At 62.0% G+C, this 20,659-nt stretch carries 21 protein-coding genes; 12 read left to right on the top strand and 9 right to left on the bottom strand.

What is annotated here, in order from left to right; translation table 11 throughout:
• Nucleotides 1-119: 119 nt before the first annotated feature.
• Nucleotides 120-1,298, bottom strand: a complete 1,179-nt coding sequence (gene manA / locus ACJ8QI_RS07240) for a mannose-6-phosphate isomerase (RefSeq protein WP_442532273.1) — start codon at nt 1,296-1,298, stop codon at nt 120-122.
• A gap of 117 nt (nt 1,299-1,415) precedes the next feature.
• On the opposite strand from manA, the gene ACJ8QI_RS07245 reads away from it, so the two are divergent.
• From ACJ8QI_RS07245 to fumC, 3 genes are all read left to right on the top strand, one after another.
• A complete protein-coding gene (locus ACJ8QI_RS07245; RefSeq protein ID WP_255359321.1) occupies nt 1,416-1,538 on the top strand; it encodes a hypothetical protein in 123 nt (40 codons plus the stop codon).
• A gap of 237 nt (nt 1,539-1,775) precedes the next feature.
• The gene (locus ACJ8QI_RS07250) at nt 1,776-2,108 is read left to right on the top strand and encodes a hypothetical protein (RefSeq protein WP_102984751.1); all 333 of its coding nucleotides are present in this window, start codon (nt 1,776-1,778) and stop codon (nt 2,106-2,108) included.
• 229 nt (nt 2,109-2,337) lie between these two features.
• Nucleotides 2,338-3,735: a class II fumarate hydratase gene (fumC, locus tag ACJ8QI_RS07255; RefSeq protein WP_060419115.1), complete on the top strand. Its 1,398-nt coding sequence runs from the start codon at nt 2,338-2,340 to the stop codon at nt 3,733-3,735.
• Between the two features lie 41 nt (nt 3,736-3,776).
• Here fumC and ACJ8QI_RS07260 read toward each other — a convergent pair whose 3' ends face one another.
• Nucleotides 3,777-4,442, bottom strand: a complete 666-nt coding sequence (locus ACJ8QI_RS07260; protein WP_442532274.1) for a peroxiredoxin-like family protein — start codon at nt 4,440-4,442, stop codon at nt 3,777-3,779.
• Nucleotides 4,443-4,544: 102 nt separating this feature from the next.
• On the opposite strand from ACJ8QI_RS07260, the gene ACJ8QI_RS07265 reads away from it, so the two are divergent.
• The 3 genes from ACJ8QI_RS07265 to ACJ8QI_RS07275 all read left to right on the top strand — a co-directional run bounded on the left by ACJ8QI_RS07265 (nt 4,545) and on the right by ACJ8QI_RS07275 (nt 6,585).
• Nucleotides 4,545-5,435 (top strand): LysR family transcriptional regulator, encoded by an 891-nt coding sequence (locus ACJ8QI_RS07265; protein WP_084826305.1) that lies wholly within the window; start codon nt 4,545-4,547, stop codon nt 5,433-5,435.
• A 1-nt stretch (nt 5,436) separates the two neighbouring features.
• Entirely contained in the window at nt 5,437-6,126 is a 690-nt protein-coding gene (locus ACJ8QI_RS07270; RefSeq protein WP_442532275.1) for a helix-turn-helix transcriptional regulator, read from the top strand.
• 90 nt (nt 6,127-6,216) lie between these two features.
• On the top strand, nt 6,217-6,585 hold the full coding sequence (locus tag ACJ8QI_RS07275) for a VOC family protein (protein WP_060419106.1): 369 nt from the start codon (nt 6,217-6,219) through the stop codon (nt 6,583-6,585).
• Here the strand turns inward: ACJ8QI_RS07275 and tus are convergent.
• On the bottom strand, nt 6,575-7,513 hold the full coding sequence (gene tus / locus ACJ8QI_RS07280) for a DNA replication terminus site-binding protein (RefSeq protein ID WP_442532276.1): 939 nt from the start codon (nt 7,511-7,513) through the stop codon (nt 6,575-6,577). The genes ACJ8QI_RS07275 and tus overlap by 11 nt on opposite strands.
• Nucleotides 7,514-7,844: 331 nt before the next feature.
• Here tus and ACJ8QI_RS07285 point away from each other — a divergent pair, with 331 nt between their 5' ends.
• Nucleotides 7,845-9,641, top strand: a complete 1,797-nt coding sequence (locus ACJ8QI_RS07285; RefSeq protein ID WP_442532277.1) for a glycoside hydrolase family 3 protein — start codon at nt 7,845-7,847, stop codon at nt 9,639-9,641.
• A 129-nt stretch (nt 9,642-9,770) separates the two neighbouring features.
• The gene (locus tag ACJ8QI_RS07290) at nt 9,771-11,057 is read left to right on the top strand and encodes a glycoside hydrolase family 10 protein (protein ID WP_442532278.1); all 1,287 of its coding nucleotides are present in this window, start codon (nt 9,771-9,773) and stop codon (nt 11,055-11,057) included.
• Nucleotides 11,058-11,108: 51 nt separating this feature from the next.
• Here ACJ8QI_RS07290 and ACJ8QI_RS07295 read toward each other — a convergent pair whose 3' ends face one another.
• Nucleotides 11,109-12,377, bottom strand: coding sequence for an MFS transporter (locus ACJ8QI_RS07295; protein WP_442532686.1), 1,269 nt, complete (start codon nt 12,375-12,377; stop codon nt 11,109-11,111).
• A 147-nt stretch (nt 12,378-12,524) separates the two neighbouring features.
• Here ACJ8QI_RS07295 and ACJ8QI_RS07300 point away from each other — a divergent pair, with 147 nt between their 5' ends.
• The 3 genes from ACJ8QI_RS07300 (at nt 12,525) to bioD (ending at nt 15,602) form a co-directional block, all read left to right on the top strand.
• Nucleotides 12,525-13,415, top strand: coding sequence for a LysR family transcriptional regulator (locus tag ACJ8QI_RS07300; protein WP_047727629.1), 891 nt, complete (start codon nt 12,525-12,527; stop codon nt 13,413-13,415).
• A 159-nt stretch (nt 13,416-13,574) separates the two neighbouring features.
• Nucleotides 13,575-14,792, top strand: coding sequence for a sugar metabolism global transcriptional regulator Mlc (mlc, locus tag ACJ8QI_RS07305; protein WP_004938526.1), 1,218 nt, complete (start codon nt 13,575-13,577; stop codon nt 14,790-14,792).
• A 144-nt stretch (nt 14,793-14,936) separates the two neighbouring features.
• Nucleotides 14,937-15,602 (top strand): dethiobiotin synthase, encoded by a 666-nt coding sequence (gene bioD / locus ACJ8QI_RS07310; RefSeq protein ID WP_049199186.1) that lies wholly within the window; start codon nt 14,937-14,939, stop codon nt 15,600-15,602.
• A 6-nt stretch (nt 15,603-15,608) separates the two neighbouring features.
• Here the strand turns inward: bioD and ACJ8QI_RS07315 are convergent, their stop codons facing one another.
• Nucleotides 15,609-16,103 carry a DUF2938 family protein gene (locus ACJ8QI_RS07315; RefSeq protein ID WP_197830446.1) on the bottom strand — a complete coding sequence of 165 codons (495 nt, stop codon included), beginning with the start codon at nt 16,101-16,103 and terminating at the stop codon, nt 15,609-15,611.
• A gap of 69 nt (nt 16,104-16,172) precedes the next feature.
• Between ACJ8QI_RS07315 and ACJ8QI_RS07320 the strand changes: the two genes are divergently transcribed.
• The gene (locus ACJ8QI_RS07320; protein ID WP_442532279.1) at nt 16,173-16,565 is read left to right on the top strand and encodes a helix-turn-helix domain-containing protein; all 393 of its coding nucleotides are present in this window, start codon (nt 16,173-16,175) and stop codon (nt 16,563-16,565) included.
• Here the strand turns inward: ACJ8QI_RS07320 and clcB are convergent.
• The 4 genes from clcB to ACJ8QI_RS07340 form a co-directional block, all read right to left on the bottom strand.
• The gene (gene clcB / locus ACJ8QI_RS07325; RefSeq protein ID WP_442532280.1) at nt 16,562-17,863 is read right to left on the bottom strand and encodes a voltage-gated ClC-type chloride channel ClcB; all 1,302 of its coding nucleotides are present in this window, start codon (nt 17,861-17,863) and stop codon (nt 16,562-16,564) included. The two genes, ACJ8QI_RS07320 and clcB, sit on opposite strands and share 4 nt — an antisense overlap.
• Before the next feature lie 125 nt (nt 17,864-17,988).
• Nucleotides 17,989-19,128, bottom strand: coding sequence for an osmoprotectant ABC transporter ATP-binding protein OsmV (gene osmV / locus ACJ8QI_RS07330; RefSeq protein ID WP_060419095.1), 1,140 nt, complete (start codon nt 19,126-19,128; stop codon nt 17,989-17,991).
• A complete protein-coding gene (osmW, locus tag ACJ8QI_RS07335) occupies nt 19,125-19,775 on the bottom strand; it encodes an osmoprotectant ABC transporter permease OsmW (protein ID WP_330113515.1) in 651 nt (216 codons plus the stop codon). The genes osmV and osmW overlap by 4 nt, the downstream gene beginning before the upstream one ends.
• An 11-nt stretch (nt 19,776-19,786) precedes the next feature.
• Nucleotides 19,787-20,644, bottom strand: coding sequence for a glycine betaine ABC transporter substrate-binding protein (locus ACJ8QI_RS07340; RefSeq protein ID WP_204275976.1), 858 nt, complete (start codon nt 20,642-20,644; stop codon nt 19,787-19,789).
• Nucleotides 20,645-20,659: the final 15 nt, after the last annotated feature.

Here is a 20,659-nt window from a genome sequence, read left to right on the forward strand (position 1 = left end):
CTTATCACCCTCCGTTGCGCGGGAGGGGCAAATAGGGGCCGACAAACAACGCCCGCAGGCGTTTAATTGTGGGGGTAGCTCTCGCTTTCAGCAAGCAATTTGCTGAAATTTATCAACGGTTAGGTCAGCTGGTTATAAACCCGGGCGATGCGGCCGCCGCCGCTGACGTTGACCGGGGATTCGAAAGCCCCGATAAAGCAGGATTCGCCCGGCTTGAGCGTCAGGCGCTGCCCTGATTTTTCCAGCGTCGCTTCGCCGGCGACGCAGAACATGATGGCCGCGCTTCGCTGCGCCAGCGCCTGCGGTGCGGCGGTTAAATCGTGCAGCGAGAAGGCGAAATCCTCCACCGGGATCGGGAAGAACAGCTCGTTGCCGCGTTGCTCCGGCTGGGTCAGCAGGCCGGACGCCGGCTGTGGGCGGAACTGCAGGTTGGCCAGCAGCTCAGGCACGTCGATGAATTTCGGCGTCAGGCCCGCGCGCAGCACGTTATCCGAGTTGGCCATCACCTCCAGCGCCACCCCTTTCAGGTAGGCGTGCGGTGTTTCCGCGTACAGGAACATCGCTTCGCCCGGCGCGAGCTGCACCACGTTCAGCAGCAGCGGTGAGAACAGGCCGCTGTCGTCCGGATAAAAGCCGGCGATAAAGCGCACTGTATCCCAGGGCTCGCCCTGCTGGTTGTTGAGCGCGGCTTTCAGCACGCCGAGCGCCAGCGACTTTTGCTCGCCGCTCATGGTCAACAGGCTGGCGAACAGGGTGGACAGATGCGCGGTGTCCGGCTGCTGCAGGAAGGTGGCGATGTCGTGGTGCGCGCCGGCGATCGGCTGCAGCAGGGAAACGATATCGGTCAGTTCGCGAAAGCCGTTCATCGCCAGGAACGGCGTCAGGGCGAACACCAGTTCGGGCTTGTGATTGGGGTCTTTGTAATTGCGTTCGGCGGCGCTCAGCGGGATGCCGGCGGCGTTCTCTTTCGCGAAGCCGATCTCGGCCGCCGCTTTGCTCGGGTGGACCTGGATCGACAGCGGTTGATCGGCGCACAGCACTTTAAACAGGAACGGCAACTCGCCAAAGCGGCTGGCGACGTCGGCGCCCAGTTGCTTTGGCTGGTCTTCATCGATCAGCTCGCGCAGCGAACGCAGTGCGCCATCGGCGCCCGGCACGCGGGAAGGGCTCTTGGGATGGGCGCCCATCCACAGTTCGGCCATCGGCTGATTATCGGGGTTGGCGATGCCGTAAAGACGGGTCAGCGCATCGTGGCTGCCCCAGGCGTAATTCTGTACCGCGTTGGTCATTTTTTGCATGTCGATAAACGTCCTTCTGCGTCATTGCCGCACTGCATAGCAATAACTCACTGATTTTATAAGATTAACTTAATCTATGCCGACGACCATCATACGCCCGCGTCGGCGGGAAAAATCATGGGCGCGATCAAAATAACGCCGGATAACGTCGCGCCCGGCAACGGGCCAAAGTATAACGTGATAACGATCGGCGCCTCAAATGGCGCACTGGGCCTCAAGGCGGCCGTCAAAAGCCGCTAATCGATTATTCTTTGGGGCAATGGGGTTATTGCCGATAGCCCGGGCATCCTGCCTCATTATTTATTTTTCAGCATGTCAAAATATGTCGGCTGAATTTATTTTTTACCGTCTGAGCCATTCCCTTATTATTATTTTCGCGCTGCGCGGGGCGATCACACGCCGAGCTTAAACCGGCGCGCCAGACCTCTTTACCGTAAGGGCTAACGAGTCGATTTAACGAAACCAGAGGTCTGTTGCATGAAAAAACTGTTGTTGCTGTTGGGGCTTTGCACCGGCGCAGCCCAGGCGGCGGTGATTGTCACCTATCCTTACGCCGCGCCGCGCACTGTGGTGATCGCGCCGGCGCCGATTGTCGTTGCACCCGCGCCGGTCGTGCTTCCCGCCGCGATCGCGCCCGTGGCCCATCCGCTGGCGCTCACCGCCGGCGCGGTGGCGACCGGGGCCTATCGCCATAATGAACGGCAGGACGCCTACGACGAAATCAATCATCTGCAGCAGCAACGCATCGATGAGCTCAATCATTTACAGGCCCAGCGCATCAATAATTTTAATTCGCGCCATCCGCGTTAATCGTGACCCACGCTTTTATTCTCCGGGGCATGCCCGGCCGTTTATTTTGGCGCGGGTTAACCGGCGGCAAATAACCGCGTCATGAAGGAGTAAAAGAGATGAAACGTGCTGTGAGATAACTCTCTTAATGCGAATAGTTATTATGTCACTATACTGGGAGTGCGTGCCGACGGAGGGTAGCGCGTCGGCCTAACCCTACAATTTTAGGAATTATGCTAAGGAGACAATGATGGCAGGCGTTCGTATCGAAAAAGACTCTATGGGCCCCATCGAAGTACCGGCCGACAAGCTGTGGGGCGCGCAGACCCAGCGCTCGTTGGCGCATTTCCGCATTTCCTCCGAAAAGATGCCGACCGCGCTGATCCATGCGCTGGCGTTGACCAAGCGCGCCGCTGCGCAGGTGAACGTGGATCTGGGGCTGCTGCCGGCCGAGCGGGGCGCCGCCATCATCAACGCCGCCGACGAAGTGCTGGCGGACAGCCATGCCGATCAGTTCCCGCTGTCCATCTGGCAAACCGGTTCCGGCACCCAGACCAACATGAACATGAACGAAGTGTTGGCCAACCGCGCCAGCGAGCTGCTGGGTGGCGTGCGCGGTGAAGAGCGCAAGGTGCACCCGAACGACGACGTCAATAAAAGCCAGAGCTCCAACGACGTGTTTCCCACCGCGATGCACGTGGCGGCGGTGATTGCGCTGCGCGAGCACCTGATCCCCGAGCTGAAAGTGCTGCACAAGACGCTGAGCGACAAGGCCGAAGCCTACCGCGACATCGTCAAAATCGGCCGCACCCACCTGCAGGACGCCACGCCGCTGACCCTGGGGCAGGAGATCTCCGGCTGGGCGGCGATGCTGGCGCACAACCTGAAGCACATCGAAGACAGTATCCCGCACATCGCCGAGCTGGCGCTGGGCGGCACGGCGGTTGGCACCGGCCTGAACACCCATCCTGAGTACGCGGTGCGCGTGGCCAAAGCGCTGGCGGAGTTGACCCATCAGCCGTTCGTCACCGCCCCGAACAAGTTCGAAGCGCTGGCGACCTGCGACGCGCTGGTGCAAGGACATGGCGCGCTGAAAGGGCTGGCGGCTTCGCTGATGAAGATCGCCAACGACGTGCGCTGGCTGGCGTCCGGCCCGCGCTGCGGCATCGGCGAGATTTCGATCCCGGAGAACGAACCGGGCAGCTCCATCATGCCGGGCAAAGTTAACCCGACCCAGTGCGAGGCGATGACCATGCTGTGCGCCCAGGTGCTGGGCAATGACGTGGCGGTGAACATCGGCGGCGCTTCCGGCAACTTCGAGCTGAACGTGTTCCGCCCGATGGTGATCCACAACTACCTGCAGTCGATTCGCCTGCTGGCCGACGGCATGCAGGGCTTCAACGAGCACTGCGCGGTGGGCATCGAACCGAACCGCGATCGCATCACCCAGCTGCTGAACGAATCGCTGATGCTGGTGACGGCGCTCAACACCCACATCGGCTACGACAAGGCGGCGGAAATCGCCAAGAAAGCGCACAAGGAAGGGCTGACGCTGAAAGCCGCGGCGCTGAAGCTCGGCTACCTGACCGACGCGCAGTTCGACGAGTGGGTGCGGCCGGAAGCGATGGTCGGCAGCATGCAGAAATAATCACGTCATGTTCAAACGGGGCGCGTTTGCGCCCCGTCTTTTCAAGCCAATCTCTCCAGCACCGACAACAGCGCCTGCGGCTCAGGCCGCCGGGTGTAATCGGCGTGCGCTTCGGCATAGGCGATACGGCCATCGCGGGCGATGACGAACCGCGCCGGCAGCGGCAGCGTCCAGCTATCATCCTGGTTGAACTGCGCCAAATCGAGGCCGAGCCGCTGTTGATACAGGGCGATCAGCGCGTCCGGCAGGCGATAACGCAGGCCGAATTGGGCCGCCAGACGGTTGCCGGCATCGCTGAGCAGCGCAAAGGTGAGATCGTGATCGCGCATGGCCTGGCGGTTATGCACCGCGCTCTGCGGCGAAACGGCCACGAGCTGCGCGCCGTGCTGCGTGATGGCGGGCAATGCGGCCTGCAGGGCCTGCAGATCGAGCGTACAGTAGGGGCACCAGATCCCGCGATAGAAACTGACGACCAGCGGGCCCTTCGCCAACAGCGCCGCGGAGGAACATGGCCGGTTTTCGCCGTCCGACAGGGTAAAGCCGGGCGCGGCGTCGCCGACCTTCAGGGCGCGTTCGGCGATGCCGGCAGCGATCTGCGTTTGGATCGCCTTACGCATCAGCGCGTGCTCTTGTTCTGTGAGTGTGAACGGCAGTTGGCCGGATTCGAACTCCGCTTTGAAGGCATCGAGTTTGTCTTGTAGTGTCATGCGTTCTCCTGACGGGAATGAGGGTTGCACTCATCTTGCCCATTCCTGAATGGCGCGTGTAGACTGCAATAAATGCTAACTGTTATTCCAGTAAGGAATGCTATGGGCAAGTTTGCCGATTACGAAACCTATGCCTGCGTTTACGAGAGCGGTTCCTTTACCGCAGCGGCGCAGCGGCTGCACGTGGGGCAGCCGGCGGTCTCGAAAGCGGTGGCGCGGCTGGAACAGCAGCTCGGCACACGCCTGATGCTGCGCTCGACCCACGGCCTGCAGCCGACGGATGCGGGGCAGCAGCTGTATCAACGCACTCGGCGTATCCTGAACGAGCTGGCGGAGACGGAAGCGCTGGTGCAGAACGCCGGCGAAACGCTGAGCGGCCGGCTGCGGGTCGCCTCGGCGGCGGTGTTCGCCCGCATCGTTCCCTTGCCTGATTTGACGGCGTTTATGCGCGCCAACCCGCGTTTGAGCGTCGATCTGCTGCTGGATGACGGCAACCTGTCGTTGATTGAAGAGGGCATCGATATTGCCCTGTGTATCGGCGAGCTGGAAGATTCCGGCTTTACCGCCCGTAAACTGGGTGAGGTAAAGCAATGTGTGATCGGCACGCCCGGCTATTTTGCCGCCGCCGGCATGCCGCAGCGGCCGGAAGATCTGTTGCAGCACGAGCTGGTGATTTACCACCGCCGTGGTGGCGGCGAGCACTGGCGCTTCAGCCGCGAAGGAGAACAGCGCGCGCTGCGGCTGCCGGGGCGCATGCGGGTCAATGCGGCGGAGTGCGTGCGCGAGCTGGTGTTGGCGGGATTCGGGCCCACTATCGCCAGCGAAGGCATGTTCCGCAGCGAGCTGCAAAGCGGGGCGGCGATCGCGGCATTAGCGGACTGGCAGCTGCCGCCGCTGGCGCTGTGGGCGGTGTTCCCCGGCGGTCATTTCGTTTCGGCCAAGGCGCGGGCCTTTGCCGACTTTGTCCAAACTGCGTTATGCAGGGAGCCGTAATATGTCGCGCGCACAACGTTTACTCGATCTGATGCAGCTGCTGCGCAGCCACCGTTATCCGGTGGCGGGCCATGCGCTGGCGCAAACGCTGGGCATCAGCATGCGCACGCTGTACCGCGATATCGCTACGCTGCAGCAGCAGGGGGCGGAGATCGTCGGCGAGGCGGGCGTCGGCTATGTGCTGCGGCCCGGCTTTATGCTGCCGCCGCTGATGTTCTCGCAGGCAGAGACAGAGGCGCTGGTGCTGGGGATGCGCTGGGTCAGCCGCCGCGGCGACAGCCAGCTGGCGAGTGCGGCGGGCCAGGCGCTGGCCAAGATCGCCGACGTGCTGCCGCCGGCGCTGCGGGAGGAGCTGGAGGCCAACACGCTGTTGATCGCGCCGGTTCAGGCGCCGCCGGTGGCGGATGTGATGCGGGTGCTGATCCGTGACACCATCCGCCGCGAGCGCAAGCTGCATATCGACTATCTCGATCTGGCGGGGCAGCGCAGCGAACGCCTGCTGTGGCCCTTTGCGCTGGGTTTTTTCGACCAATTCCAGATGCTGGTCGCCTGGTGCGAGCTGCGCCAGGCGTTTCGCCATTTTCGCCTCGATCGCATTCAGGTTGCTACGCCTTTGGAACAGCGCTATCCGCGCGGCCGGCGGCGGCTGCTGAAAGAGTGGCGCCTCAGCGAGGGCATTGCGGAGCAATAGCGGCACGCTGCTGCCATAAACTGTCAGTCGCACCCCTTAGTCTGTGCCTATCGGGAACCGGCCGGTTCCCATCACCCAGAGGACAGACCGATGACCCTTCCCAGCATGACCCTGCTTTACGTCGACAACCCGCTGAACAGCGCCGCCTTTTATCAACGTTTACTGGGACAGGCGCCGGTAGAGCTTTCCCCCGGCTTCGCCCTGTTCGTGCTCAACAACGGCTTCAAGCTGGGGATGTGGGCCAAACAGGGGGTAAAACCTACGGCGACCCTGACCGGCGGCGGCGGTGAACTGGGCTTTTTGTGCCAGGATCCGCAAGAGGTTGAGGCGCGCTATAACCAGTGGCGCGAACTCGGGCTGCCGATTGAGCAAACGCCGACCGAGATGGAGTTCGGTTACACCTTCGTGGCGCGAGATCCGGACGGCCATCGCCTGCGGGTGTATGCCCTCAGCGAGTAGCGTCGTCGGTATACAGGTGCAGGCGCGGCACCAGCAGCCGCAGCGGCCGGGCGTCGGGTTTGTAGCGGTGTTTCACCGCGTCGACGTCGTAGTTGAGCAGCTCGCCAATCTTCGGCACTGTGGCGCCGCTCTCGGCCTGACACAGGGCGATCAGCGGCAGCGGGCAGGGGTGTTGCACCTGTTTTTGCTGCTGCTGATACCACACCCGGGCGATTGGCTGCACTTTGACCGGCCGCTTGATTTTCAGCGTCGCGTGTTGCGGCAGGCGGCTGACGTCGTCTATCTCGCGGCTGACCAGGGCAGCCCACTGTTCACGGCTGTGCGGCGGCACTGCACGGCCGGCTTTCAGGCTTTTCTCCAGCTGCGCCAGGATGTCGTCCCGCTTGACGTTTTTGATGATGTGCTTGTTGGCCCAGCCGAAGCGCACGGAGTCGGGATTGGTCAGGGCGGTGAGGGTGCGATAGGCGCTGAGGGTAATCAGCCCGTGCAGATGGGTGTGCACGAACTCGAAACGCTGCTCCGGCGCCAGGCCGGAATCGACGGTGATAATCTGTTCCAGTTCGCCCTTCAGTCGGTTGATGAGCGCCAGCTGCGTTTGCAGCGCCTGATACTCCGGCTGTTCCACCGCCAGGCAGATGACGCCGGGCAGGCGCACGGCGGCCTTGCTGCTGACATTCTCCCGGTTATGGTGGATGAATAGCCGCTGATAATACTCCAGCGCCAGATCGCGCGCCGCTTGCCCCACATGCTGTTCGACCGCGATATGCGAGATAGCCTGATGCTCCTGACCTTTTTCAACCTCCGGCAGGCTGAACACCCGCGCCGCCAGCAACCGCAGCGGGGCGATCTGCTGCTGCAGCGCGCCGAGCGCCTGCTCCAGCTCGGTAAAGCAGGCGTTCATCCGGCCAATTACATCGTATCTGCTCATCGCATGCTCCTATATTAGTTACAACATACTATAGAAGAGTGGCGGACTGGGGGCAACATCGGCCCCTGAGCCGACGGCAGCTTCACCGACCACCCGGCTTACCAGCGGAAAATGCGCCATAGTGGCCTCTACGGCAGGGCACGTAATACACCCGGTATGCGTAGTGTTTTGATTCATTGATGGATTTTCTCCTGTTTGTTTGCGTTTTGTTTAATCCATTTTCCGATCGCCGTTGTCCAATCACTGGAACAAACAGAATGGCAGGACGCTATGAGCCCTTGGGGTTATCTTTTCTTCTGTCATTAACGGGTGCTTTAAACGGAGGTTCACTGTGGATATTAAACAGAAAGTCAAAAACATGACGCTGGAAGAGAAGATCGGGCAAAAAATCATGCTGGATTTTCGCTACTGGGATCGGAACGGTAGCAGCAATCAGGATATGACCGTCCCCGATGAAGCCATTGGCAAGCTGATCGCCGATAACCACGTGGGTGGGGTGATCCTGTTCGCCAATAATCTGAAAGACAAGCAGCAGATCAAAACGTTGACGGCCTGGTATGCCGCGATGAAAACCCACGCCGGCATTCGCCTGTTTATCGGCACGGATAACGAAGGCGGTAACGTTTTTCGGCTGCCGCGCGGCGACTATGCCTCTTTCCCCGGCAATATGGCGCTGGCGGCGGCGATTGAGGGCGGTGCGGATAAACAGCTCGCCGTTGAACAGGGCAAGCTGATGGCCCAGGATATGCGCGCGTTGCATATCAATACCAACTTTGCCCCGGTCGTGGACGTCAACACCAACCCGTTCAACCCGGTGATTAACGTTCGCGCCTTCAGCGATGATAAGAATACCGTTTCTCGTCTGGCAGAGAAAATGGTGGCGGGCATGAAGCACCAGGGGCTGATCACCGCATATAAACACTTCCCCGGCCATGGCAGCACCTCCACCGACTCGCATACCGGTTTGCCGCGCGTCGATCGCACGCGGGAAGAGGCTTTTGCCATCGATATCGCCCCTTATAAGCAAGCTATCGATCGCTGCGCGGCGCCGGACATGGTCATGACCGCGCATATTCAGTATCCGGCACTGGATAACCGCCAGATCGATACCCGCAGCGGTGAAAAAATCACGGTGCCGGCCACCATGTCGCATGAAATTCAGACCCAGATCCTGCGCAATGAATTGGGGTATGCGGGCGTAACGATTTCAGATGCGCTGGATATGGGCGCGATTGCCGAGCATTTCAGCCAGCAAGCGGCGGCTGAAAACGTCTTTGCCGCCGGGGTGGATATTGCTTTGATGCCTGTCAGCATCGCCTCGCCGGCCCAGGCCAGCCAGCTGCCGGATCTGATCCGGTACCTTGCGGACAGAGTGAAAACGGGGCATCTCAGCGAGGCCGATATCGATGCCTCAGTCGAGCGAATTTTGCGCCTGAAATTACGCCATAGCCTGATGGGCCATAGCGATAGGCCGTGTTCCAACGACGTTGCGTCGTCAGCGCACAAGCTGGAAAAACGCATCGCCGATCGTTCCATTACTGTGGTGATCAACCGCCACAGCCTGTTGCCGTTAAAGGACAATGCGCTGCGCTACTTTATTCTGACGCCGTGGGGCGAGCAAGCCAGCGGCATTGCGCGCGTGATGGCGCAGGAGGGGTATCAGAACGTCGTTGCCGCGAAGGAAACGGAGCTGAGCGACGCCCAGGTTAGGGAACATATTGCCGGCTGCGACGTGTTCTTGCTCGGAACCCTATCAACCCGCTTTACGCCGGCTGAACAGGATGGAGTCGTTACCTCCGCAACCGGAGCGAGCAATGACAGCAGCCCTTATCCGGGCTGGTTGAAATACGCCGCCGAGCAGGGGAAGAAACGCGTTCACCTCTCACTGCGCGCACCTTACGATATCGTGAACTATGCCGCCGAGGTGGAGGCGGCCGTCGCCACCTACTCCTACTACGGTTATGACAGCGGCGTGTGGCGTGGCCCTTCGATGGTCTCTTTGGCGCAGGTGCTGACGGGCAAAATCAAACCGCAGGGCAAACTGCCGGTCAACACCTGGCATGACTACGATGTGGAAACCAATACGGGCAAGGTGGCGTTCCCTCGCGGCACGGGGCTGAGCTGGTAATGGGATAAGGACACCGGCGTCGTCTGAACAGGGCGACGCCGGCAGCGAAATAGCACTGACAAATCGGGGCGTTTCTTGCTCTGCACGCAACGACATGGGATAACCGTCACTCACGGAAGGAGAACCAGAATGCCGACAGGCGCAACAAAATTAGGCGGATGGCTGTTGATGGCCGCCATGCTGGGCGTGAGCGGGTGCGCCAAGCCGCCCGAACCGGAGAAGCCCCTGCAACCGACGCCGCCGATAACACCGATGCGGGGCATCTGGCTGGCCACGGTCATTGGCCTGGATTGGCCGCCGGCGGCCTCCCTGAAAGCGGAAACCGCGCAAGAGCGGGTTCGCCTGCAGAAACAGGGGCTGACGGACGCGCTGGACGAGATGGTGAAAACCGGGATTAACGCGGTGTATTTTCAGGTTAAACCGGACGGCACGGCCCTGTGGCGCTCAAATATCTTGCCCTGGTCAGAAGTCTTGACCGGCACCGTGGGCCAGGATCCGGGTTACGATCCGCTGGCCTTTATGCTGCAAGAAGCGCACCGCCGCGGCATCAAAGTGCATGCCTGGCTGAATCCCTATCGGGTTTCTATGAATACCCGCCCACAAACGATTGACGCACTTAATCATACGCTGCAGTCGCCACCGGCCAGCGTCTATGCGCTGCATCCCGACTGGATTCGCACCGCCAACGAGCGCTTCGTGCTCGATCCCGGTCTGCCCGACGTGCGCAACTGGATCACCAGCGTGGTGACCGAAATTGTCAAAAACTATGAGGTCGACGGCATTCAGTTTGACGATTATTTCTATTACGAAACGCCGCAATCGCCGCTGGATGATGAACGAACGTATCGCGCATACGGCAAAGGGTTTGCAGACAAAGCCGCCTGGCGCAGGGACAACACGCTGCAATTGATAAAACAGGTTTCAGCCACCGTGCGAGCCTTGAAGCCCGCGGTGGCGTTTGGCGTCAGCCCGGCGGGCGTCTGGCGAAACCAGGCGGACGATCCTGCCGGCTCGGCGACGCGGGCCGGCGCGCCATCGTACGATACGGCCTATGCCGATACGCGCCAGTGGGTCAAACTGGGGCTGCTCGATTACATCGCGCCGCAGCTGTATTGGCCTTTTGATCGTGAAATTGTCCGCTACGACGTGCTGGCCCACTGGTGGGCCGAGGTGGTGAAAGGCACGCCGGTTCGGCTCTATGCCGGGGTGGCGTTGTATAAAGTGGGTACGCCTGCCGCCAGCGAGCCGGCCTGGACCGTCGACGGCGGCGTTCCCGAGCTGAAAAGGCAGCTGGATCTCAACGAGAGCCTGCCGGGAATGGGGGGAACCATTCTGTTCCGGCAACGTTATTTGACTGAGCCGCAAACGGACAAGGCGGTGGAGTACCTGCGCACCCGCTGGAAAACCGGTCAATAATCACAGGCACTGGCATGACGAGCCGCGGCAAACCACCGCGGCTTTTTCTTTTCAGAGGCGGGCCGCTTCCGGCAGGCGTTTCAGGTAATGCACCACCAGCAGCGCCAGCAGCAGCATCAGGCTGATGAACGCCGCCACGCCATTCCAGCCGAAGCTGTGCCAGAACACGCCGCCGAGGGTGCCGGCCACGCTGGATCCAACGTAATAGCAGAACAGATACAGCGACGACGCCTGGCCTTTGGCGCGGCGCGCGCGGCGGCCGATCCAACTGCTGGCCACCGAGTGGGCGGCGAAGAAACCGGCGGTGAACAGCATCATGCCGATAAAGATAGCCGGCACCTGCGGCAGCGCGGTAATCAGAATCCCGATCAGCATAATCACGATCGAGGCCAGCAGCACCGGGCCGCGCCCGAAGCGCGAGGTGAGCGCGCCGGCCTTGGGCGAGCTGTAGGAGCCGGTGAGGTATACCACCGACAGCAGGCCGACAATCGCCTGGCTCAGGTGGTAAGGATCCGCCAGCAGGCGATAGCCGATGTAGTTGAACAGGGTGACGAAGCTGCCCATCAGCAGGAACCCTTCCGCAAACAGCAGCGGCAGGCCCTTATCGTGCCAATGCAGCTTGAAGTTGATCAGCAGGGTGCGCGGGCGCAGCGAGCTGGCGCGAAAATGCCGCGAGGCGGGCAGGATGCGCCAGAACATGCAGGCGGCGGCGAGGGCGAACAGGCCGATGACCCCGAGCGATACGCGCCAGGAGAAGAAGTCGGTCAACACCCCGGTCACCAGGCGGCCGCTCATGCCGCCGATCGAGTTGCCGCTGATGTACAGCCCCATTGAGAAGGCGACGAAGCTGGGGTGGATCTCTTCGCTGAGGTAGGTCATGCCGACCGCCGCCACGCCGCTCAGCGACAGGCCGATCAGCGCGCGCATCAGCAAAATGCCGTGCCAGCTGGTCATAAAGGCGCAGATCAGCGTGCAGACCGCCGCCAGCAGCAGCGCTACCACCATCACCGACTTGCGGCCAATGGCGTCGGACAGCGGCCCGGTGAACATCAGGCCGATCGCCAGCAGGCCGGTGGAGACCGAAAGCGACAGGCTGCTTTCCGCCGGCGAGATGCCGAAATCTTGCGACAGCACCGGCAGAATCGGCTGCACGCAGTAGAGCAGCGCGAAGGTCGCCAGCCCGGCGGAAAACAGCGCCAGCGTCACGCGCATAAACTGCGGCGTGCCGCGTTCGATATAGGGGAGTTTGTTGTTGAGGGTGGAGCGTTTTACTTTTGGCGCAGCGGCCGCGTCATCGTTGGCGGCCAGCGTCGACGGCATCGCGGCCGCAGAACGCACAGGGGTTGTCACAGCGTTTCCTTACCGAACTTCGGGGAGATAAACAGACACTTTACAGATAACAAAATGATAGGGAGCGGTGAATTTTTTGTCTAATATATTAATAATTCAAATTAAGATGTTTTAAATATGAATATCGAATTGAGACACCTGCGTTACTTTATCGCCGTGGCGGAAGAGCTGCATTTTGGCCGCGCCGCCGAACGGCTGCGGATCTCCCAGCCGCCGCTCAGCCAGCAAATCCAGGCGTTGGAAGAGATGGTCGGCGCGCGGCTGCTGGCGCGCAACAACCGCAACGTCAGTTTGACCCAGGCCGGGGAGATGTTCCTCAAAGAAGCCTATCAGGTGCTCGACCAGGTCGGGCGGGCGGCGGAAAAGGCGGCGCGTCTGGATCGCGGCGAGCTGGGGGAAATGACCATCGGCTTTACCTCTTCCGCGCCCTTCATCGGCGTGGTGTCGCGCAGCCTGCGCGCTTTCCGTCAGCAGTCTCCGCAGGTGCATATCAAAATGCGCGAAATCAACACCAAACAGCAGATCGAGCCGTTGCTGAACGGTGAGCTGGATCTGGGGGTAATGCGCAACACGCGGCTGCCGGAGGCGCTCCACTACCAGCTGCTGCTGCGCGAACCGCTGGTGGCGGTGGTGCCGGAAGGGCATCCGCTGGCGGAAACGCCCGGCGGCGCGCTGCGTTTCCAACATCTGGCGCAGGAGCCGTTCGTGTTCTTCTCGCGCGAAGTGGGCACCGCGCTGTACGACGAAATACTGCTGTTGCTCGGCAAGGCAGGCATTACCCCGTACATCACCCAGGAAGTGGGGGAAGCGATGACCATCATCGGGCTGGTCTCCGCCGGGTTAGGGGTGTCGATTCTGCCGGCCTCATTTGCCCGGGTGCGGGTGGACGGCGTGCGCTATTTGCCGCTGGCGGAGCCGGACGCCACCACCGAAGTGTGGCTGGTGCATCACCGCCGGCGGCCGCTGACCGCCGCCGCGCAGGCGCTGATGGCGTTGATGCTGAAATGACGTTGAGCTTGGGCAAATAAAAATCAATTCACGCTGAAATTGCGAGGAATTTGTGCAGCAAATCACATAACGAATCAAATAGTTGACGCTGTATGACAAAAGCCCCACCATAACCCCTAGTCTTTATTTAGAAGCGCGAAAAATAGTAGGAGCAGGTTTGTGATTGCGGTTGGGCAGCCTGGGCATATCGATCAAATCAAACAGACCAATGCGGGGGCGGTTTATCGGCTAATCGATCAACTGGGCCCGATTTCGCGCATCGAACTGTCAAAACGCGCGCAGCTGGCGCCCGCCAGCATCACCAAGATCGTGCGCGAACTGCTGGAAGCCCATCTGGTCAAGGAAACCGAGTACCAGGAAATCGGCAGCCGGGGCCGCCCGGCGGTGGGGCTGGTGCTGGACACCGAGGCCTGGCACTACCTGTCCGCCCGCATCAGCCGCGGCAGCATCACGCTGGCGCTGCGCGATCTCAGCAGCAAACTGGTGGTTGAGGAGCAGCTGCCGCTGGCGGCCGAACACCCTGAACCGTTGCTGAAACGCATCCTGACCGAAGTCGACCAATTCTTTATCCGCCACCAAAGCAAGCTGGAGCGGCTGACGGCGATCGCCATCACGCTGCCGGGTATGATCGACGTGCAGTCTGGCGTGGTGCATCGCATGCCGTTTTACGACGTGCTGGAGATGCCGCTCGGTCCGGCATTGGAAACCCGCACCGGCCTGCCGGTTTACCTGCAGCACGATATCAGCGCCTGGACCATGGCCGAGGCGCTGTACGGCGCCTCGCGCGGCAGCCAGAACGTCATTCAGGTGGTGATCGACCACAACGTCGGTGCCGGGGTGATCACCGGCGGCCATGTGCTGCACGCCGGCAGCCACAGCGTGGTGGAGATCGGCCACACCCAGGTCGATCCCTACGGCAAACGCTGCTACTGCGGCAACCACGGCTGTCTCGAAACCGTGGCCAGCATCGAAAACATGCTGGAGATCGCCCAGCAGCGGCTGAGCGGCTCGATGAGCTCCAGCCTGCACGGCGCGCCGCTGACCGTCGAATCGCTGTGCGACGCCGCGCTGGCGGGCGATCAGCTGGCGCGGGACATCATTCTCGGCGTTGGGCACAGCGTGGGGCGCATTCTGGCAATCATGGTCAACCTGTTCAATCCGGAGAAGATCCTGGTGGGCTCGCCGCTCAACCGCGCGGCGGAGATCCTGCACCCGGCCATCGCCTCCTGCATTCGCCAGCAGGCGCTGCCGGCCTACAGCGAGCAGGTCAAGGTCGAATCCACGCAGTTCTTCAATCAGGGCACCATGCCCGGTGCGGCGCTGGTGAAAGAGGCGCTGTACAATGGTTCATTGCTGGTACAGCTGCTGCAGGGCTAACATCAGAACTTCTTATTAATCCCGCAAAAGATTGAGCTACCTCAAGCCCCTACGTGGCAGCATCCCCTAGAATTTTTCCGAAAGACTTCTTCGCCGCCGGTGCGGCGACACATTGTTAACGGGGCATTCTGGGGCATTCTATTCATGTTGAAGCGTTTATTTGTGACAGGCACGGATACCGACGTCGGTAAAACCGTGGTTTCCCGCGGGTTGATGCAGGCGCTGGCCGCCGAGGGCCGTTCGGTGGCCGGCTACAAGCCGATCGCCGCACGCTGCCAGGAAACCAGCGAGGGCATCCGCAATAAAGACGCTTTGGTGTTGCAGGCATCTTCAACCCTGCCGCTGTCCTACGAGGAGATCAATCCCATCACCTGTCTGGATGAGGTGTTTCACGCGCATGCGACCGAGGACATCAACTATGGTGTGATGAGCAGCGGTCTGCGGGATCTGTCCGCCAAAGCCGACACGGTGGTGGTGGAAGGCAGCGGCGGTTGGCGGGTGCTGATGAACGATCTGCGGCCTTACGCCGAGTGGGTGGTGCAGGAACAGCTGCCGGTGGTGCTGGTGGTGGGCATCAAGCTGGGCTGCGTCAGCCACGCGCTGCTGACCGCGCAGTCGATCATCAACGACGGCCTGCCGCTGCTGGGCTGGGTGGCCAACCGCATCAACCCGGGGTTGGCGCACTATGCCGAAACCATCGCGGCGCTGCAGCAGCGTATTCCCGCGCCGCTGCTGGGTGAAATTCCCTATTTGCCACGCGCGGAGCAGCGCGAGCTGGCGCACTACCTCGATATTTCCACGCTGCTGTAAGCTCGCTCAAGCGTAAAGCGCCGCCAACAGCCGGGCGGAGATCAGCAGGCCCAGCCCATACACCGTGTGGGTGAGCAGGCTGAGGAGCCGCGCTTTTCGCGGGTAGGCGGTTTTCGCCGCCGCCACGCCAAAGCCCAGCGCGGGCTGCATCACCAGAAACGGCGCCGCCAGGCTCAGCCAGCCGCTCAACAGCGCGATGAGCGGCTCCGGCGCCGCATACCACCCGATGCCCGCCAAACCGATCGGGATAAAGGCAAACGCGATGCCGATGGCGTAATGCAATATCCAGCCGATTGTTCTCTCTCCCCGGCGCGGCGGCGCCGTAATGATGGTGGCGTGAAACCAACGGCCGTCGAACATGCCGAGAAACCAGCGGCCCACCAGCGCATAATCGAGGGAAGGGATGCCGAAGCGCCGCCTCAGCAGCAGCGCCCACAGATCCATGCAAAGGGTGGCGCCAACGCCGGTTAACAGAATGCGCACTAACAGTTCAGGGGTCATAGGGGTGTCCTTGGCTCAGTGACGTGATAATGTGCGCACAGTGTGCAACTTAAAGTCGGCTTTAAGTCAATGGCAAAAGAACTGGATATCGGCACGGTGGCGCGCCTGAGCGGGATCGCGCCTTCCGCGCTGCGGCATTACGAGAAGAAAGGGCTGATCGCGTCGACGGGCCGCCACGGTTTGCGTCGCCAATACGCCGCCGGCGTGCTTGACCAACTGCGGCTGATCGCGCTGGCGCGCCTGGCCGGTTTTACGCTGGACGAGATGAGCGCCTTGTTTGACGAACGGGGCAGGATAGCGCTCGATCGCGGGCTGCTGGCGGCGCGGGCGGATGAGCTGGATCGCCATATCCAGCGCCTGGTGCAGGTGCGCGACGGGCTGCGCCACATGGTTGATTGCCCTGAACCCGAGCACCTGCAGTGCCCGCAGTTCAGGAAAATCCTGCAGCAGGGCGAGTTCTAAGCCTCGCGTTTGGGCGGCGGCGCCGAATGATACACCGACACCGGCCGCAGGCCGCGCGACACGGTGGTGGCGATCACGCACGAGAGCAGAATGCCGGGCAGCAGCGCGTATTCGCCGGTCATTTCAAATACCATCAGCGCCGCCATGATCGGCGCATGGGTGGTGGCGGCCAGCAGGGTAGCCATGCCGGTCAGCGCCAGCAGCAGCGGCACCGCCGTATCCATGCCCGGCCACAGGCCAAACAGCTGACCGATGATCGAACCGAGCGCGGCGCCGACGAACAGCGTCGGGGTGAAGACCCCGCCCGGCGCGCCCGACCCGCTGCTGGCCAGGATCGCCAACAGTTTGCACACCAGGATCGCCCCCAGCAGCAGCACCCCCGGCGGCGCGATCAGCAGCGCCTGCACCACGCTGTAACCGTTGCCCCATACCTGCGGGAACAGCAGCGAAAGCAGCCCGACGATCAGGCCGCCCAGCGCCAGCTGCAACGGCGGCTTCAACCGCAGCGAGCGGAAGGCATGGCCGGTGGCGGTCATCAGCCATAAAAACAGCGGCCCGCCGGCGCCGGCCACCGCGCCGACCAGCGCCAGCAGCAGATATTGCGTCGGCAAGGGAGCCGCGAGCGGCGTCACCAGATAGAGCGGCGCCTGGCCGCCGTTGAGCAGGTTGGTCATCAGCAGGGCGCTGACCGCGGCGATCACCACCGGGCCGAGCGAGGCCAGCATCAGGGTGCCGAACAGGATCTCGGCGATAAACAGGCTGCCCGCCAGCGGCGCATGATAGGCGCTGGCCATCCCGGCGGCGGCGGCGCAGGCCACCCACAGTTTCCACTCTTTCTCGTGCGTAAAGCGCTGAGCGAACAGCGAGCCCACCAGCGCCGCCAGCAGGATCATCGCGCCTTCGCGGCCGATGGCGCTGCCGCTCGACACCACCAGCAGCGACGCCAGGCACTTCACCAGGCTGGCGCCGGTGTCCAGCTTGCCGTTGCCGGTCTCGATCGCTTCCATATAGTCGGTGGGCGCCGCCGGGCGCTGGTGGCGGTAGCGCTGGTGAATATACAGCAGCAGGCCTGCCGCCAGGCCGCCCAGCGCCGGAGTGAGGGCGCGCCGCCAGCCGGGCAGCGCGGCGGCGGCGGCCACCAGGCTGCCGTCGGCATTGCCGAGCAGCAGCCACTCGAGGCCAATCATCGAACGGTGGAACAGCCACACCGCCAGAGCGGCGGCGACGCCGATGAACACGGCGATAAACAGGCTGCGCAACAGGGCGCGATAGTGGTGCAGGTGGACCAATCTTTTCATGCGTGGGCGGCGTCGTGAGAAAAATCAAAGGGTCATCAGCGCATTGTGCTTGGCGCTCCGGCCGATGACCAGTGAATCTTTAGCAAACTGCGGCGTGGGCGGGGCGGTGAGCGCCCCTGAGTGAGTTATTGCGGCGTCAGCACCCGGCGCGTGCGGCCGGAGCTGAGGTAGTCGGCGATGTAATCCTGCGAGATTTCGCCGCTGTAGCGGCCGTCTTCATCGACGATCGGCATCCAGGAGGTGTTGTGCTCGTACAGTTTCGACAGCACCACGCGCAGGTTCTCCTCCGCACGCGCGGTGACGCGGAAACGGTGCAGACTGTCGGCGCAGACGCCCGGTGCGCCGCGCGCTTCACGGCGTTTGACGTACCCCAGCGGCTTGCCGTCGGCGTCCACCACCGTCACCGAGCGGGCGTCGATATCGTCCATCAGCCCGAACGCTTCCACTAGCGGCGTCTCCCGCCGCACCGTCACCGTTTCCTGTTGATCGGCTACGTCGCCGGCCTGCACCAGCAGCAGGCGCTTCAGCGTGCGGTCCTGGCCGACAAAGGAGGCGACGAACTCGTTCGCCGGCCGCGCCAGCAGCTCATCGGCGCTGGCGTTCTGTACGATTTTGCCCTGGCGGAACACCGCGATGCGATCGCCGAGCTTCAGCGCTTCATCGATGTCGTGGCTCACCAGCATCACGGTCTTTTTCAGCTGGCGCTGCATGTCGAGAAACTCGTTCTGGATGGTTTCGCGGTTGATCGGGTCCACCGCGCCGAAGGGTTCATCCATCAGCAGCACCGGAGGATCGGCCGCCAGCGCACGGATCACGCCGATGCGCTGCTGCTGCCCGCCGGACATCTCTTTCGGGTAGCGGTGCAAAAAGCGCTTGGGATCCAGCGCCACCATGCTCATCAGCTCCTCGGCGCGATCGTGGCAGCGTTTTTTGTCCCAGCCCAGCATGCGCGGCACCACGGTGATGTTCTCTTCGATGGTCATGTTGGGGAACAGACCGATCTGCTGGATGACGTAGCCGATTTTGCGGCGCAGGCTGACGGTATCCAGCGCGCTGGTGTCTTCACCGTTGATCAGAATGGTGCCGCCGGTGGGTTCGATCAGGCGGTTGATCATCTTCAGCGTGGTGGTTTTGCCGCAGCCGGAAGGGCCGAGCAGCACGCAGATTTCGCCTTCCGGTACGTCCAGATTGATGTTGTCGACGGCGTTGAACGGCGTGCCGTTCTTCTGCATGAACTGTTTGGTCAGATTTTCCAATTTAATCATAAGCGGATCCCCTTGGGCGTAAGCGCAATTTGCAAGCGGTGCAATAACCAATCGAGGACGATCGCCAGCAGGCTGATCATCACGGCGCCGGTAATCAACTGGCGGATGTCGCTGCTGCTGATGCCGTTGAGTAGAAGCAGGCCGAGGCCGCCGGCGCCGATCACTGCGGCGATCGCCATCACGCCGATATTCATCACCACGGCGGTACGAATGCCGCCGAAAATCACCGGCAGCGCCACCGGGATCTCTACCCAGCGCAGGCGTTGCCAGAACGTCATGCCGATGCCGCGGCCGGCTTCGCGCAGCCCGCCGGGCAGGTTGTCGAGCGCGGTGTGGGTGTTGCGCACGATCGGCAGCAGCGAGTAGAGGAACACCGCGGTGATCGCCGGCACGTAGCCGATGCCGTGGCCGATTAAGGAAAACAGCGGGATCATCAGCCCGAACAGGGCGATGGAGGGCACGGTCAGCACCAGCGTGGCCAGGCTCAGCACCGGCGTCGCCAGCCATTTGTGGCGGACGATCAGCACGCCGAGCGGCACGCCGATCAGGATCGCCAGACCGACGGCGACGCCGACCAGCAGCAGGTGCTCCAGCGTCAATCCGGCGATATAGGCCCAGTTTTGCCAGGCGTAAAGTACAGTATTCATCACATGCCTCCCTAAATCAGGCCGCGCTGCTTGAGGAACGCGTCGGCGACCTGTTGCGGCGTCTGGTAGTCGATATCCACCCTGGCGTTAAGCTCGGTGATCACCTGATTGTTGAACTGTTTCGACAGCGTGTTCAGCGCCGCTTCCAGCCCCGGCGTGTTTTGCAACACATCGGCGCGCACCACCGGCGTGACCGCATAGCTCGGGAAATAGCCCTTGTCGTCTTCGAGCACCTGCAGATCGAAGCCTTTCACCCGGCCGTCGGTGGTGTACACCAGCCCGGCATCGACGAAGCCGTCGCGGATGGCGTTGTAAACCAGGCCGGGGTCCATTTGGCGGATTTGCGGACGATCGAGCGGCATGTCGTACAGCGCCTGCATCGGCTTCAGGCCGTCCGAGCGGCCGGCAAACTCCAGATCCAGCCCCAGCAGCCAGTTGTGTTTCGGGTCGGTTTTACGCACCTGTTCCACTTTGGCCACCAGCTGCGACATGGTGCGAATCTGCTCTTTTTCCGCGCGCTGGCGCTGCATGGCGAAGGCGTAGGTGTTGTTCATGTCCGCCGGCTGCAGCCACACCAGGCCGAGTTTGGCGTCGAGCTTTTTCACCGTGTCGTAAGTTTCCTGCGGCGTCATGCGCTTATTGATGTGGTTAAAGATGATCAGCGAGGTGCCGGTGTATTCCCAGGTCATGTCGATCTGTTTGTTGATCATGGCGTTGCGGGTGATCACCGTGGCCAGATTGGTCTTGGGTTCGACCTGAAAACCTTTGGCCCGCAGGTATTGCACGGTGATCGCCGACAGAATGCGCTGTTCGGTAAAGTTCTTGCTCGCCAGCGTGAGCGGGGCGGCCCAGGCGGCCGCGCCGGTCATCAGCAAAGAGAACAG

It is taken from the genome of Serratia sp. CY84636 (assembly GCF_052166245.1).
Lineage (GTDB): Bacteria > Pseudomonadota > Gammaproteobacteria > Enterobacterales > Enterobacteriaceae > Serratia > Serratia nevei.